Source organism: Brevundimonas sp. MYb52 (assembly GCF_002979535.1).
In the GTDB taxonomy this organism is placed as follows: domain Bacteria; phylum Pseudomonadota; class Alphaproteobacteria; order Caulobacterales; family Caulobacteraceae; genus Brevundimonas.
Genome location: NZ_PCPB01000003.1, coordinates 173,281 through 187,881, shown reverse-complemented (window position 1 = coordinate 187,881; position 14,601 = coordinate 173,281). Strand labels below are relative to the sequence as shown.

Annotated in this window: 12 protein-coding genes and 1 tRNA gene; 7 read left to right on the top strand and 6 right to left on the bottom strand. The window is 67.4% G+C overall.

Annotated features, from left to right (window positions below):
* The first annotated feature begins 69 nt into the window (after positions 1 to 69).
* A tRNA-Ile gene (locus tag CQ039_RS06340) sits at positions 70 to 145 on the top strand.
* Between the two features lie 129 nt (positions 146 to 274).
* On the opposite strand, the gene CQ039_RS06335 is transcribed toward CQ039_RS06340, so the two are convergent.
* Positions 275 to 454 carry a hypothetical protein gene (locus CQ039_RS06335; protein WP_105563060.1) on the bottom strand — a complete coding sequence of 60 codons (180 nt, stop codon included), beginning with the start codon at positions 452 to 454 and terminating at the stop codon, positions 275 to 277.
* 159 nt (positions 455 to 613) lie between these two features.
* On the opposite strand from CQ039_RS06335, the gene CQ039_RS06330 reads away from it, so the two are divergent.
* The 6 genes from CQ039_RS06330 to CQ039_RS06305 all read left to right on the top strand — a co-directional run bounded on the left by CQ039_RS06330 (position 614) and on the right by CQ039_RS06305 (position 6,563).
* Entirely contained in the window at positions 614 to 1,108 is a 495-nt protein-coding gene (locus CQ039_RS06330; RefSeq protein WP_105563061.1) for a GAF domain-containing protein, read from the top strand.
* Positions 1,105 to 2,001 (top strand): ROK family protein, encoded by an 897-nt coding sequence (locus CQ039_RS06325; RefSeq protein WP_199183625.1) that lies wholly within the window; start codon positions 1,105 to 1,107, stop codon positions 1,999 to 2,001. The genes CQ039_RS06330 and CQ039_RS06325 overlap by 4 nt, the downstream gene beginning before the upstream one ends.
* A 51-nt stretch (positions 2,002 to 2,052) precedes the next feature.
* Positions 2,053 to 2,889, top strand: a complete 837-nt coding sequence (locus tag CQ039_RS06320) for a CoA ester lyase (protein WP_105563063.1) — start codon at positions 2,053 to 2,055, stop codon at positions 2,887 to 2,889.
* 65 nt (positions 2,890 to 2,954) lie between these two features.
* Complete coding sequence (locus tag CQ039_RS06315) at positions 2,955 to 5,018, top strand: capsular polysaccharide biosynthesis protein (RefSeq protein WP_233190182.1); 2,064 nt, start codon at positions 2,955 to 2,957, stop codon at positions 5,016 to 5,018.
* A 33-nt stretch (positions 5,019 to 5,051) separates the two neighbouring features.
* Positions 5,052 to 6,197, top strand: coding sequence for a beta-ketoacyl-ACP synthase III (locus CQ039_RS06310; RefSeq protein WP_105563064.1), 1,146 nt, complete (start codon positions 5,052 to 5,054; stop codon positions 6,195 to 6,197).
* A gap of 99 nt (positions 6,198 to 6,296) precedes the next feature.
* Positions 6,297 to 6,563: a hypothetical protein gene (locus CQ039_RS06305; protein ID WP_105563065.1), complete on the top strand. Its 267-nt coding sequence runs from the start codon at positions 6,297 to 6,299 to the stop codon at positions 6,561 to 6,563.
* Positions 6,564 to 6,650: 87 nt separating this feature from the next.
* On the opposite strand, the gene CQ039_RS06300 is transcribed toward CQ039_RS06305, so the two are convergent.
* The 5 genes from CQ039_RS06300 to CQ039_RS06280 form a co-directional block, all read right to left on the bottom strand.
* Complete coding sequence (locus tag CQ039_RS06300; protein ID WP_105563066.1) at positions 6,651 to 7,178, bottom strand: porin family protein; 528 nt, start codon at positions 7,176 to 7,178, stop codon at positions 6,651 to 6,653.
* Positions 7,179 to 7,409: 231 nt separating this feature from the next.
* Positions 7,410 to 10,100 carry a pyruvate, phosphate dikinase gene (gene ppdK, locus CQ039_RS06295; RefSeq protein WP_105563067.1) on the bottom strand — a complete coding sequence of 897 codons (2,691 nt, stop codon included), beginning with the start codon at positions 10,098 to 10,100 and terminating at the stop codon, positions 7,410 to 7,412.
* A gap of 302 nt (positions 10,101 to 10,402) precedes the next feature.
* Complete coding sequence (gene glyS / locus CQ039_RS06290; protein ID WP_105563068.1) at positions 10,403 to 12,631, bottom strand: glycine--tRNA ligase subunit beta; 2,229 nt, start codon at positions 12,629 to 12,631, stop codon at positions 10,403 to 10,405.
* Positions 12,631 to 13,518 carry a glycine--tRNA ligase subunit alpha gene (locus tag CQ039_RS06285; RefSeq protein ID WP_369831549.1) on the bottom strand — a complete coding sequence of 296 codons (888 nt, stop codon included), beginning with the start codon at positions 13,516 to 13,518 and terminating at the stop codon, positions 12,631 to 12,633. The genes glyS and CQ039_RS06285 overlap by 1 nt, the downstream gene beginning before the upstream one ends.
* Before the next feature lie 217 nt (positions 13,519 to 13,735).
* Positions 13,736 to 14,599 carry a 4-(cytidine 5'-diphospho)-2-C-methyl-D-erythritol kinase gene (locus tag CQ039_RS06280; RefSeq protein WP_105563070.1) on the bottom strand — a complete coding sequence of 288 codons (864 nt, stop codon included), beginning with the start codon at positions 14,597 to 14,599 and terminating at the stop codon, positions 13,736 to 13,738.
* Positions 14,600 to 14,601: the final 2 nt, after the last annotated feature.

Genomic DNA, 14,601 nt, shown 5'->3' with positions numbered 1-14,601 from the left:
AAGCACGACAGGTCCGAGGCGTCTTTGCAGCGGACGCATCCCCTGCTAGGCACGTCCTCCCTGCTTCGGGGGCCTGTAGCTCAATGGTTAGAGCCGACCGCTCATAACGGTCTGGTTGGGGGTTCGAGTCCCTCCGGGCCTACCAATTTCCTTCGCATCGCCGCCTGGGCCGCGCCTTCGGCCAGGCGATGCAGGTCCCGCCCCGAACAGCGCGACCAGTCGATTTCGTCCAGCCGCAGGCGATCCAAGTCCGTCGATGCCGGCCGCGTCCGGCTCACGACGGGGCGGACCCGCCGCGCGTCATGCCCGCGACCAAACCGATCAACAGCCCCACGGCCAGGGCGCGATTGCCTGGGTCGCCGGCGCGGGCCTCTTCGACCCTCAGCGCCAGTTCGCGATCCAGCCACGCCATTTGCCGCGCGAAGTCTTCATCCGCCTGCGATGCCCTGTTCATCTCGGCCCTCCCCTACTGATTAAAGGGCGATGCTATCGCGTGGTTCGTCCGAGCTTCAAGTCAATTGTTCTTATTTTGTTCTAATTCTCAGATCGCGCAGCCCGCCCCTTTGTGCAGCAAGGCCACAGCCTATATGGCGGTAACGAGAAGGAGACCCTCATGTCCTATGTCGCCCGCGACGACCGCCCCGCCGACAAGGCCGAACGCTACGCCGAGGTCGAGGCCGAGATTCTGGCGGTGCTGGACGGCGAGCCGAACCGGACCGCGCGCATGGCGACTGTCGCCTCCATGCTGGCCGACGCCTTTCCGGCCTTCTTCTGGACCGGCTTCTACGTCGTGGACGACGCCAAGCCCGAGGAACTGGTGGTCGGTCCCTATCAGGGGACGCTGGGCTGCCTGCGCATCCCCTTCGGGCGCGGTGTCTGCGGCGCGGCGGCGAAGACGCGCCAGACCCAGGTGGTCGAGGACGTCCACGCCTTCCCCGGTCACATCGCCTGCGACAGCCGTTCGGCCAGCGAGATCGTCGTTCCGGTGCTGGATGAGGCGGACGAGTTGATCGCCGTGCTGGACGTGGACGCCACAGAAATCGCCGCCTTCGACGCCGTGGACGCCGCCGCACTGGAAGGACTGATGGCCAAGGTCTTCGCCGCCTGATGCGGATCGGGGTCGATTTCGGCGGCACCAAGATCGAGGCGGCCGCCATAGCCGACGACGGCGCCTTCGCCGCGCGCATCCGCGAACCCAATCCGGGAAGCTATGACGCCGCCCTCGCCCTCGTCGCGGACCTGATCGCGCAGGTCGAGGCCAGGGCGGGTGAAGCGCGATCTGTGGGCGTGGCCATTCCGGGCTCGCCTTCGCCGCACACCGGCCTGATCCGCAACGCCAACTCGACCTATCTGAACGGACGCCCCTTCGGCGATGACCTCGAGGCCGCGCTGAAGCGCCCTGTGCGCCTGGCCAACGACGCCAACTGCCTGGCCCTGTCGGAGGCCGTGGACGGGGCCGGCGTCGGCGTCGGCGGCCTGTTCGGCGTCATACTGGGCACCGGCTGCGGCGGCGGACTGGTGATCGATGGCAAGCTGATCGAGGGCGCGCACGGCGTCGCGGCCGAGATCGGTCATATCTCCCTGCCCTGGCCCACAGCCGACGAAGCGCCCGGCCCGGCCTGCTGGTGCGGCCTCAGCGGCTGCCTGGAGACCTGGATTTCAGGCACGGGCTTCCAGCGCGACCATGAGGTGACGACCGGCCGCGCGTGGAAGGCCCAAGCCGTGATCGAGGCTGCGCGCGCAGGCGACGCGGAAGCCGCCGTCGCCCTGGACCGCTACATCGACCGACTGGGGCGAGCCCTGGCCATGGTGGTCAATCTGGCCGACCCCGAGGTCTTTGTCCTGGGCGGCGGGATGTCGAACGTCGGCGAACTGTATGAGCGCCTGCCCGCGATCGTGGCGCGCCATGCCTTCTCGGATCATTGGCAGGGGCGGATCTCCCCCGCGCAATGGGGCGATTCCTCGGGCGTTCGCGGCGCGGCAAGGCTCTGGGCCGATTGATCCCGCTCGCACGATCGCTATCGTCCGCACCGAGCAGCCTGGAAGCCGAGCATGAGCCATCCGTCCAAGACGCGCGCCCGCAGCGTCCTCTATCTGCCCGCCTCCAACGCGAGGGCTGTGGAGAAGGCGCGCGGACTGACCTGCGACGTGGCCGTGCTGGACCTCGAGGATGCGGTCGCCTCCGAAATGAAGCTTGAGGCCCGCGCGGCCGCCGTCGCGGCAGCGCATGCAGGCGGCTTCGGCCCGCGCCTCGGCGTGCGGATCAATGGACTGGACACGCCTTGGGGCGCCGACGACCTGAAGGCCCTGCGCGACACGCCCGTCGACCTGATCGTCGCGCCCAAGGTCGAGAGCGCGACCATGGTTCACGCCCTGTCGGCGACGCTTCGTCCCGGCGTCGATCTGTGGGCTATGATCGAGACGCCGCGCGCCCTGGTGGACCTGAAAGACATCGCCGATGCCGACGGGGCGCTGAGCGGCCTAATGCTGGGCGTCAACGATCTGGCCAAGGATCTGAGGACGGGCGTGTCTGCGAATCGCGAACCGCTGAAGCCCTGGTTGGCGGCGGTCGTGGCCCATGCCCGCGCCAACGGCCTGCTGGCCATCGACGGGGTGTTCAACCGCATCAAGGACGAAGCCGGATTTGCCGCCGAATGCGCGCAGGGGCGGCTCTACGGCTTTGACGGCAAGAGCCTGATCCACCCGTCGCAGATCGAAGAGGCCAACGCGGCGTTCGGCCCCTCGACTGAAGAGATCGAATGGGCGCGCAAGGTCGTCGCCGCCTTCGCCGCCCCGGAAGCCGAAGGGCTGGGCGTGATCCGCGTCGAGGGAGAGATGGTGGAGCGGCTGCATCTGCACGCCGCACAGGACTTGCTGGCGGGCCTCTAACCCCCTCCCTTGCGGGAGAAGGAAGTGGGGTGGCGTCCGGCTGCGGCAAACCGTAGACAAACCCCATGATCGCACCGCTGCCGCCCTCGTCCAAAACCCGTGCCTGGGTCTGTGCGCCGGGGGTGCTGAAGGTGCCGTTCCTGTCCGCCTTCCTGCCAGATTACACGCTGTCCGCCCTGCCCGGATCGTCGATCGAAGTCGTCCTCGGCTGGGGCATGAAGCCAACGGCGGCGGCGGGACGGCGCTGGGCGGAAAAGCATGGCAAACCCTATGTGGCGCTGGAGGACGGCTTTCTGCGCTCGGTCGGCATCGGCGAAAGCGGGGCGACCAGCCTCAGCCTCATCGTCGACGATCTGGGCGTCTATTACGACGCGACGCGACCCAGTCGGCTGGAACAACTGATCGACACAGCCCCGGACTGGTGCGACGCCGCCATGCGGGGGCGGTCGCGCGGCCTGATCGACCGCATTGTGACGTCGGGCGTGTCCAAGACCAATATGGGCGGGCCGCTGGACACGAGCCTGCTGAAGCCTGGCCGCCGCGTGTTGATCGTGGACCAGACCTTCGGCGACGCCTCCATCGGCTATGGCCTGGCGACCGAAGCCAGCTTCTCCGAGATGCTGGCGACCGCCCGGCGGGACGAGCCGGACGCCCAGTTGATCGTCAAGCGTCACCCGGCGGTGGCGGCGGGGCGCAAGGCTGGCTGCATCCCGGCGGATCAACTGGACGGCGTCACCCTGATCGACAACGACGTGCGGCCCGCCGACCTGCTGGCGGCGGTGGATGCGGTCTATGTCGTGACCTCGGCCCTGGGGTTCGAGGCCCTGTTGCGCGGCCTGCCCGTGCGCTGCTTCGGCGCCCCCTTCTATTCCGGCTGGGGCCTGACCACGGACGCCATCCAGACCGGACGGCGCGGCGCCCCGCGCGATCTGGAACAGATCGCGGCGGCGGCCCTGATCGCCTACACCCGCTATGTCGATCCCATCACCGGACAACGCTGCGAGGCCGAGGCGGCGCTGGAGCGGCTGATCGCGCTGCGCGACAGGGCCGACCGGCTAGCGGGCGACTGGGCGGCGGTCGGGTTCGCCCCGGCCAAGCGGCCGCCGGTTCGCCGTCTGCTGAACTCGCCCAAGGGCCGCGTCCGCTATTTCTGGCGCTCATCCGCCGCCGTCGCCCATGCGCGAGCCACAGGCGGCAAGCTGATCTGGTGGGCTGGCAAGGAGACGCCGCAGATCCGCGCCGCCGCCGACACCTTCGAAGGGCCGGTCGTGCGGATGGAGGACGGCTTTATCCGCTCGCGCGGGCTGGGGTCCGACTTCTTCGGCGCCCTGTCGGTCGCCCTGGACGACCAGGGCGTCTATTACGATCCGACCCGGCCCAGCCGTTTGGAAAGCCTGATCGAGGCGGGCGAGCCGTCCCCGGATCAGGCGGCGCGGGCCGAGGCCCTTCGCGCCCGCGTGGTCGAGGCGGGTCTGTCGAAATACAATCTGAAGGGGGCGGGCGTTCCGGCAAGCTGGCCTACCGACAGACCGATCCTGCTGGTCGTGGGCCAGGTCGAGAACGACCGCTCGATCATGATGGGCTGCGGACCGGACCTGCGCACCAACTCGGGCCTGGTGAAGGCGGCGCGGGCGGATCATCCCGACGCCTTCCTGATCTATCGCAACCACCCCGATGTGACGGCGGGCAACCGGCCCGGCCTGCTGGACCATGCGGCGATGGAGGAGGTCGACGCCTCGGCCGACGATCTGGACATCATCGACTGCCTGAACGCCTGCGACCGGCTGGCGACCCTGACCTCGCTGACCGGGTTCGAGGCCCTGATGCGCGGCAAGGGGGTCAGCGTCTATGGCCGCCCCTTCTATGCGGGCTGGGGCCTGACCGACGACCGGCTGGCGTTTGACCGCCGAACCCGCCGCGCCAGCCTGCAGAGCCTGATCCACGCCGCCCTGATCGGCTATCCGGTCTATGTCACCCCGGACGGCTGGCCGTGCGAGGCCGAGGATCTGGTCGAGGCCCTGATCGCCGCGCGCGATCACCCCCTGCCGGCCCCGCCGCGCGGGCGGATCAACAGATGGTGGCGCGGCATCAAGGCCAGTCTCGACCGGAGCCTTCCACCGGCCTATTGAGGTCGTTCGTCATCGCAACGGACACTTCTCCCTGTGCAAAAAGCCGTCATCTCCGCCACCGGTCTGTTTACGCCGGAGCAGTCCATCTCGAACGCCGAACTGGTCGCCGCCTACAACGCCTGGGCCGAGGCCTGGAACGCCGAGAACGCCGAGGCCATCGCGGCTGGCGAGCTGGAGATGAAGACGCCCTCGTCCGAGGCCTTCATCGAGAAGGCTTCAGGCATTCAATCGCGCTTCGTCATGGACAAGTCGGGCATCATCGACCCCGAGCGGATGCTGCCCCACCTGGCCGCACGCGGCGACGACGAGTTGTCGATCCTCGCCGAGATGGCCGTGAAGGCCGCGCAGGACGCCATCAAGGCCTGGGGCAAGCCGGTCAGCGAGATCGGCGCCGTCATCTGCGCCGCGTCCAACATGCAGCGCCCCTACCCCGCCATGGCCATCGAGGTGCAGCAGGCGCTGGGGATCGAGGGCTTCGCCTTTGACATGAACGTGGCCTGCTCCTCCGCCACCTTCGGCATCAAGACGGCGGCGGACTTCGTGGCCTCGGGCTCGGTCAAGGCCGTGTTGATGGTCAACCCCGAGATCTGCTCGGCCCACCTGAACTTCAAGGATCGCGACAGCCACTTCATCTTCGGCGATGTCGCCACCGCCGTCATCATCGAGGCCGAGGATCAGGCCGGACCGGGCGGCTGGGACATCGTTGGCACGCGACTGAAGACCAGCTTCTCGAACAATATCCGCAATAATTTCGGCTTCCTGAACCGCGCCGCCCTGCCGACGGGCGCAAGCGAGCCGGTGTCGTCCGACGGCCTGACCGACAAGATGTTCGTCCAGCAAGGCCGCAAGGTCTTCAAGGAGGTGGTGCCCATGGTCTCGGAGATGATCCTGGACCACGCCGCCGAGCTGAACCTGGACCCGCACGGCCTGAAACGGATGTGGCTGCACCAGGCCAACATCAACATGAACACCCTGATCGGCAAAAAGGTGCTGGGCCGCGAGCCCGAGCCCGAAGAGAACGTCATCATCCTGGACGACTACGCCAACACCTCGTCGGCCGGGTCCATCATCGCCTTCCACCTGAAGCACGACGGCTTCGCACCGGGCGACACGGGCCTGATCTGCAGTTTCGGCGCCGGCTACTCGGCGGGCACGGTTTTTGTGCAAAAGCGCCCATAAAAGCACATAACGGGAATCATTATTTCCGGCGGCGCTTGCACTGTTCGGAATTTTTTGCAAACCGTTACAGGTATTGAGAACGAGGGGGATGGCGCCCGAATGACTCAGACCGTTTCACCGTGGGCTGAAAAGCTCAGCGATCCGTTGGCCCATGACGTGGCCACGGTGCTGAAACATATGGGCGGCTCGGCCCATCAGGACATCGTGGTCAACTGCGTCGCGGCCCTGAAACGCCAACGCGGCGAGTCCGTGACCCAGGATCTGAAAGCCAAGATCGTCGAGGTCTTCGAGCGCTATCGCGACTTCTTCATCAAGCCCTTCGGCGAGAACTCGCTGCGCTGGGCCCTGGCGCCGGGCGTCGCCTAAACCTCAGCCTTCTGGACAAACGAAAAGGCCCGCTCCTCTCGAAGCGGGCCTTCGTCGTATTCAGCGCCAGACTGAAGAAGTTAGGCCTTAGAAGCGACGGACGTAGCTGACCGAATAGGCGTCGGCTTCACCGCCGTTGTCGCGGAAGTCGCGACGGGTCCAGTCGGCGCGAACGCCGTTGACGCCGTCAACGTAGTAGTTGGCGCCGACGCCGTAGTTCCAGCTGTCGCCGCCCACATCGGTGTTGGTGCCGGGGAACTCCTGCTTCAGTTCGGTGTGGCCGTAGCCGCCGCGTGCGAACAGCTCCAGCTTGTCGCTGACCGGATACTTGCCGACCACGTAACCGGCGGCGTCCCACTCATGCTTGATCGAGCCGTCGACGCCGGCAACGGTGAAGTCGTCGTCCTTGACGCCGACCGAGGCCTCGGTCTCGACGGCCAGGTAGCGGTTCAGGTTGACGCCCAGGCGGCCCGTCACGGCGCCAGTCGTGGCGCTGTCGCCTTCAACATGAGTATAACCCAGCGAACCGTATCCGCGCGGCTCAGGGTTCGATTGCGCAAAGGCCGGAGCGGCGACTGCAGAAACGGCGACAGCGGCGAGAAGAATGTTACGCATTGTTTCTATAACTCCTAGTAATCCTAGATGCGGTGACTTCTGCGGTCACCGGCCCCATCCAGCGAGGAGTTAAATGGCCACCCTGCCAAGCCGTTCCAGAGGCTATCGAATACACAGGCAGAACTGTGCGCGAACGGACACATACAGCGTTACGCTGATCATGACCTTATTCTGACACGAAAAAGGCGGCCCCGAAGGACCGCCTTTGCACGCTCAAGCCTGAGGCAGGCTTTAGCGGTCCTTTTCGCGCTCCTCGCCCGAGCGGGCCGCCAGTGCGGCCTGAGCCGCAGCCAGACGGGCGATCGGCACGCGGTAGGGCGAGCAGGAGACGTAGTCGAGGCCCACGCTCTCGCAGAAGGCGATGGACGACGGATCGCCGCCGTGCTCGCCGCAGATGCCCATCTTCATGTCCGCCTTGACCCCGCGACCGCGCTCGGCGGCGATGCGGATCAGGTCGCCCACGCCGTCCTGATCCAGACGCACGAAGGGATCGGTCTCGAAGATGCCCTTGTCCAGATAGGCCTGCAGGAAGTGGCCCGAGTCGTCACGGCTTATGCCGAAGGTCGTCTGGGTCAGATCGTTGGTGCCGAAGCTGAAGAACTCGGCGTATTCGGCCAGGTCGGCGGCGCGAAGCGCAGCGCGCGGCAGTTCGATCATGGTGCCGACCAGGTAGTCGACGCTGTCGCCCGCGTCGGCGAACACAGCCTTGGCCGTGCGATCGGTCAGTTCGCGCAGGAACCTCATCTCCAGACCCAGGGCGACCAGCGGGTGCATGATCTCCGGGATCGGGGCCACGCCCGACGCCTTCTTCACCTCCAGCGCCGCCTCCAGGATGGCGCGGACCTGCATCTCGTAGATCTCGGGATAGGCGACGCCGAGGCGGCAGCCGCGGTGGCCCAGCATGGGGTTGGTCTCGTGCAGTTCACGCGCGCGACGCTTCAACTTGGCCGCATCCAGACCCGAGACGGCGGCCAGGGCGTCGATGTCGGCGTCGGTGTGCGGAATGAACTCGTGCAGCGGCGGGTCCAGCAGGCGGATCGTCACCGGCAGGCCGGCCATGATGGTGAACAGGTCGGCGAAGTCGGCCTTCTGGAAGGGGGCGATCTTGGCCAGGGCGACACGGCGGCCCTGCTCGTCGTCAGCCAGGATCATCTCGCGCACGGCGGCGATGCGGGCCTCGTCGAAGAACATGTGTTCGGTGCGCGACAGGCCGATGCCTTCGGCGCCGAAACCGCGCGCGGTCTTGGCGTCCAGCGGGGTCTCGGCGTTGGCGCGGACCTTCAGGCGGCGCACGCCGTCGGCCCAGGCCATCAGGGTCTGGAAGTCGCCCGTCAGTTCCGGCTCAATCATGGCCACGGCGCCGTCCAGCACCTCGCCCTTGCCGCCGTCGATGGTGATGACCTCGCCCGCCTTGAAGGTGCGGCCGCGCGCGGAGAAGGTCCCGGCCTTCTCGTTGATCGAGATTTCCCCGGCGCCGGAGACGCAAGGCCGCCCCATGCCGCGCGCCACGACAGCCGCGTGGCTGGTCATGCCGCCGCGCGCCGTGACGATGCCGCGCGCCGCGTGCATGCCGTGAATGTCCTCGGGGCTGGTTTCCTCGCGCACCAGGATGACGGCGTCGCCCTGCTGGGCCAGACGCTCGGCCTCATCGGCGTCGAAGACGATCTTGCCGGTGGCCGCGCCCGGCGAGGCCGGCAGGCCCGCCGCCACGACAGTACGGTCGGCGTTGGGGTCCAGGGTCGGGTGCAGCAGTTGGTCCAGAGCGGCGGGCTCGACCCGCGACACGGCTTCTTCCTGCGAGATCACGCCCTCGGAGGCCAGATCGACGGCGATCTTCAGCGCCGACTTGGCGGTGCGCTTGCCGTTGCGGGTCTGCAGCATCCACAGACGGCCCTGCTCGACCGTGAACTCGATGTCCTGCATGTCGCGATAGTGGCTTTCCAGCCGGTTCACGACGTCCACGAACTCGGCGAAGACGACCGGCATGGCCTCTTCCATCGAAGGGGCGGTCTCGCCCATTTCCTCGCGACCGGCCTGGGTCAGGGACTGCGGCGTGCGGATGCCCGCGACCACGTCCTCGCCCTGGGCGTTGATCAGGAACTCGCCGTAGAGCTTGGCTTCGCCGGTCGAGGGGTTGCGGGTGAAGGCCACGCCGGTGGCGCTGGTTTCCCCCATGTTGCCGAACACCATGGACTGGATGTTGACGGCGGTGCCCCAGCTTTCGGGAATGTCGTGCATGCGGCGATAGAATTTCGCGCGGTCGTTCATCCAGCTGGCGAAGACAGCCGAGACGGCGCCCCACAGCTGGTCATTCGGGTCCTGCGGGAAGGCGCGGCCCAGTTCACGTTCGACCAGAACCTTGTAGTCGGCGACGACCTTTTCCCAGTTCTCGGCGGTCAGCTCGGTGTCGACCGAGACGCCCAGACGATCCTTGTGGTCGTCCAGAACCTCCTCGAACTGATCGTGGCCGATGCCCAGCACCACATTGGAATACATGGTGATGAAACGACGATAGCTGTCGAAGGCGAAACGGCGGTCGCCGGACAGCTTGGCCAGCCCCTCGACCGTTTCGTCGTTCAGGCCCAGGTTCAGCACCGTGTCCATCATGCCCGGCATCGAGGCCCGCGCGCCCGAGCGCACCGAGACCAGCAGGGGGTTGGATGCATCGCCGAAGGTCTTGCCGACAATGCCCTCGACGGTCTTCAGACCGGCGGCGGCCTGCGCGGCCAGCTCGGCCGGATAGGTCTCGCCATTGGAGTAATAATGGACGCAGGCTTCCGTCGTGATCGTGAAGCCGGGCGGCACCGGAAGGCCAAGCGAGGACATCTCGGCCAGGTTCGCGCCCTTGCCGCCGAGAAGGTTCTTCATCGACGCATCGCCGTCAGCCGAGCCGCCGCCGAAGCCGTACACCCACTTGGTCATCTTGCCGTCCCTGAGCCGTGGTCTAGCCGCCGAGGGATTGAGTCCCGCGCACGGTGGCCCTGACTAGCGTGCTGCAAGCGCGAAGGCGAGGCCGCGGGTGTAACAATCCGTGTGAGGATGTGTCGGGACGGCGATTTCAGGCGTCTGCGCCGCCCCCTCCGTCTCGACGGCTCCGCCGCCGATCCACCTCCCCATCGCTACGCGACAGGGAGGAAAGAGGCGCGCCTTTCCTCCCCACGATGTGGGGAGGGGGACCGCGAAGCGGTGGAGGGGGCGACGCGACGGTCGTTGGGCGAAGCGCCCTACCCCGCGATCTGACCGAAGTCCGCCACGCGGCCCATGACCGCACGCACCTGACCCAGCAGCTTCAGGCGGTTGTCGCGCTCCTCGGCCACGTCGGAGTTGACCATGACGCCGGTGAAGAAGGCGTCCACCGGACCGCGCAGGGCGGCCAGGGCCGTCATGGCGGCGGCGAAGTCTTCGGTTTCCAGCGCGGCGTCCACGGCGGTCGCGGCGGCGGCGGCGGCGAAGGCCAGGGCGGTTTCTTCCGCCGGTTGACTGGGCAGGCCAGTGGCGACAGCGCCTGTCGGCAGCGGCCCCTTCTTCTCCTCGGCCTTGAGGATGTTCGACGCCCGCTTGTAGCCCGCCAGCAGGTTGGCCCCGTCGTCCGTGGCGAGGAAGGCGGCCAGCGCCTCCACCCGACGCACGATCCGCACCAGATCGTCGTCACCCAGAGCAAAGACGGCGGCCACGAGGTCGTGACGCTGGCCCTGATCGCGCAGCAGGACGGTCAGGCGGTCGGCGAAGAAGGCGAGAACGCCAGCTTGAAGCTCGCCAACGGAAACCAACTCAACCAGACGCATAGCCGCCAGTTCAGCGAGGCCTTCCTCATTGTAAGCGCCGCCATAGGATGAGGCCGGCATAACCCAAAGGGCCTTCGAGAGCGCAGAATCGACATCAGCAAGGCTGACGATCTGGCACACTTCAGGTTCAATGGAGAGCACAGTGGCGCGTTGATTGAAGCTGGTGACAAAGGCATCCAGCGCAATCGTAATCAGGCCAGCCAGCGGAGCACGAGCCCCGTTCTCCAGCACCAGCCGGATCACGCCCAGAGCGGCGCGGCGCAGGGCGTAGGGGTCGCGCGAGCCGGTGGGCTTTTCGTCGATGGCGAAGAAGCCGACCAGGGTGTCCAGCTTCTCGGCGATGGCGACGGCGACCGTGACCGGGGCGATCGGGACGCTGTCGCCCGGACCTTGCGGCTTGTAGTGGTCGCGCACGGCGTCGGCGACGGCGTCGGGGTAGCCGGCCAGACGGGCGTAATAGCCGCCCATGATCCCCTGCAGTTCCGGGAACTCGCTGACCATGCCCGAGGCCAGATCGGCCTTGGACAGGCGCGCGGCCTGTTCGGCCTGATCGGCGTCGGCGCCGACCAGAGGGGCGATCTCGCGCGCCAGCGCCGCGATGCGGTCGACGCGTTCAGCCAGGGTGCCCAGCTTGGCGTGGAAGGTGACGCCCTTCAGCTTGTCGTTCCAGGCGTCGAAGCCGACCTTCTGGTCCTCGTCCCAGAAGAAGCGGGCGTCGTTCAGGCGCGCCGACAGAACGCGGCTGTTGCCGGCGGCCAGAGCCTTGCCGCCATCGGTCGCCTCGACGTTGGCGACGACGAGGAAGTTCGGGGCCAGACCGTCTTTCGACGGATCGCGGACGGCGAAATACTTCTGGTGCACCTTCATCGACAGGCGGACCACTTCGGGCGGCAGGGACAGGAACTGCGGGTCCATGTCGCCCAGGATCGGCGTCGGCCATTCGGCCAGACCGGCGACCTCGTCCAGCAGGCCGTCGTCATCGACCAGCACCAGACCGCGCGTGGCGCAGGCGGCCTTGGCGCCTTCCAGAATACGCAGCTTGCGGTCGGCCACGTCCAGCAGGACGTATTCCTTTTCCAGCTTGGCGCGATAATCGGCGAAGTCCTTGACCGCAAACGGCTTGCCGCTGCCGAGGAAGCGGTGCCCCTCGGTCACGTCGCCGCTGTGGATGCCGTCGATCTCGAACGGCACCACCGCCCCGTCGAACAGGGCGATGATGCGCTTGATCGGGCGCACCCAGCGCAGGGTTCCCGTGCCCCAGCGCATCGACTTGGGCCAGGGGAAGCTGCGGACGATCTGATCCACGGCCTCGGCGAAGACCTCGGTCGTCTGACGGCCCTTGCTGCTGATCTCGGCGAACCAGACGCCGTCGCGCTCGACCAGTTGGTCCTGCGTCAGGCCGGTCTTGCGCAGGAAGCCTTCCAGCGCCTGAGCCGGGGCCGAGGTCTTGGGCCCCTTGACCTCTTCGTTGCGGTCGTCGGCGGCGGTCGGCAGGCCGTCGATCACCAGGGTCAGGCGACGCGGACCCGCAAAGACGTTCAGCGCCTCCCAGGTCAGGCCGGCGGCCTTCAAACGGTCCGACACCATGCGTTCCAGGTCGCGCGCGGCGCCCTGCTGCATACGGGCGGGGATTTCTTCGGAGAAGATTTCGAGAAGAAGCTGGGGCATCAGGCGGTCGCGCGCTCGTGTTCGACTTGGGCCAATGCACAGGCTTTGCACAGGTCGCGGATGCGGCCGATGTAGCTCTGGCGTTCGGCGACGGCGATGGCGCCGCGGGCGTCCATCAGGTTGAACAGGTGCGAGGCCTTCAGCACCTGATCATAGGCGGGCAGGACCAGCGGCTGGCCCTGCGGCCCCTTCATGGTCAGGAAATGCGCGGCTTCGCGCTCCATGTCCTCGAAGCGGCGCTTCAGCGCGGCGACGTCATAGCCGTGGAAGTTGGCTTCCGACTGCTGGCGTTCGTTTTCGAGGAAGACCTCGCCGTAGGTCAGGCCTTCATTGTTGAACTTCAGGTCATAGACGTTGTCGACGCCCTGAACATACATGGCCAGACGCTCCAACCCGTAGGTCAGCTCGCCCGAGACCACGTCGACCTCGATGCCGCCGACGCCCTGGAAATAGGTGAACTGCGTCACCTCCATGCCGTCGCACCAGACCTCCCAGCCCAGGCCCCAGGCGCCGACGGTGGGGTTTTCCCAGTCGTCCTCGACAAAGCGGATGTCGTGCAGCTTGGGGTCGATGCCGATGGCGGCCAGCGAGCCGAGATAGAGCTCCTGCAGGTTGTCCGGGTTCGGTTTCAGGATGACCTGATACTGGTAATAGTGCTGCAGCCGGTTGGGGTTCTCGCCATAGCGACCATCGCCGGGACGGCGCGAGGGCTGGACATAGGCGGCCTTCCACGGCTTGGGACCGAGCGCGCGCAGCACCGTGGCCGGGTGCAGGGTGCCGGCCCCGACCTCGATGTCATAGGGCTGCAGAATGGCGCAGCCCTGGTCGCCCCAGTATTTGTGCAGGGTCAGGATCAGGTCCTGGAAGGATAGGGGTTCGGTCGTCACGACGGCTCGTTTTCGCAGCGCAAAATTTGAGCGCGGACCCTAGAGGGCGGCGGGGATGAGTTCAACCGGACGCGGCCTCACTTCCTTTCCGTCATCCCGGGGCGGCGCAGCCGAACCCGGGACCCAGACGGTGCGTTCAGGCGGATGGGCGGGCAGTCGGGATCAGACGCCTGGGTCCCGGATAAGCGCTCCGCGCTTTCCGGGATGACGGCAAAGGTTAGCCGCCAGCCAGGACACAGGCTCGAACCCACCAGCCGGAACGTTCCAGCGAACCAGCAGCACGGCTCGCACAGGCCGCATCGTCAAACAGGCCGAAGACCGTCGCGCCCGAACCCGACATCCGCGTCAGACGACATCCCGGCGCGGCCTTCATGGCCGACAGGGCCTCGCCTATGCCCGGCGTGACGCGCAGGGCGGGCGCTTCCAGATCATTGCGCTGGCCCTTCAGCCAGTCGATCACGGCGGCGGGCGACCAGTCGGCGGGCGCATCGGGACAATCGGCGCCGCCAGCGGGCGCATCGTCATAGGCGCGATAGACCGCCCCCGTCGGGGACGGCAGGCCGGGATTGAGCAGGACCGCGTGCAGCGGCGGCAGGCGCGGCTCGTCACGCAGGTCGTCTCCCCTGCCTGTGGCCCAGGCCGGGCGGGCGCGCAGGCACATGGGCCCGTCGGCGCCTACCACGCCCGCGACGGCTTCGAGCGCCGCCTCGTCCAGATCGAGCTCCAGCAGTTGCGCGGTCAGCCGGATGGCCGTGCCTGCGTCGGCCGAGCCGCCGCCCAGACCGGCGGCGATGGGAAGCTGCTTGTCCAGCGTCACCGCGACTGGCGGGGCGCCGATCCCGGCGGCCTCGCCCAGCGCGCGCAAGCCCCTCAGGATCAGATTGTCGCCCTCGCCCGCCAGCGCCCCGCCGAACGGGCCGGTCACGCCCAGCGACAGGGCGTCGGCCCGCGCGACCGTCACCGCATCGCCGACATCGGCGAAGGCGACCAGACTGGCAAGCGGATGATAGCCGTCGTCCGCCACGCGTCCGACGTGCAGGAAGAGATTGATCTTGGCCGGAGCCAGGCCGGTCAGCGTCACCG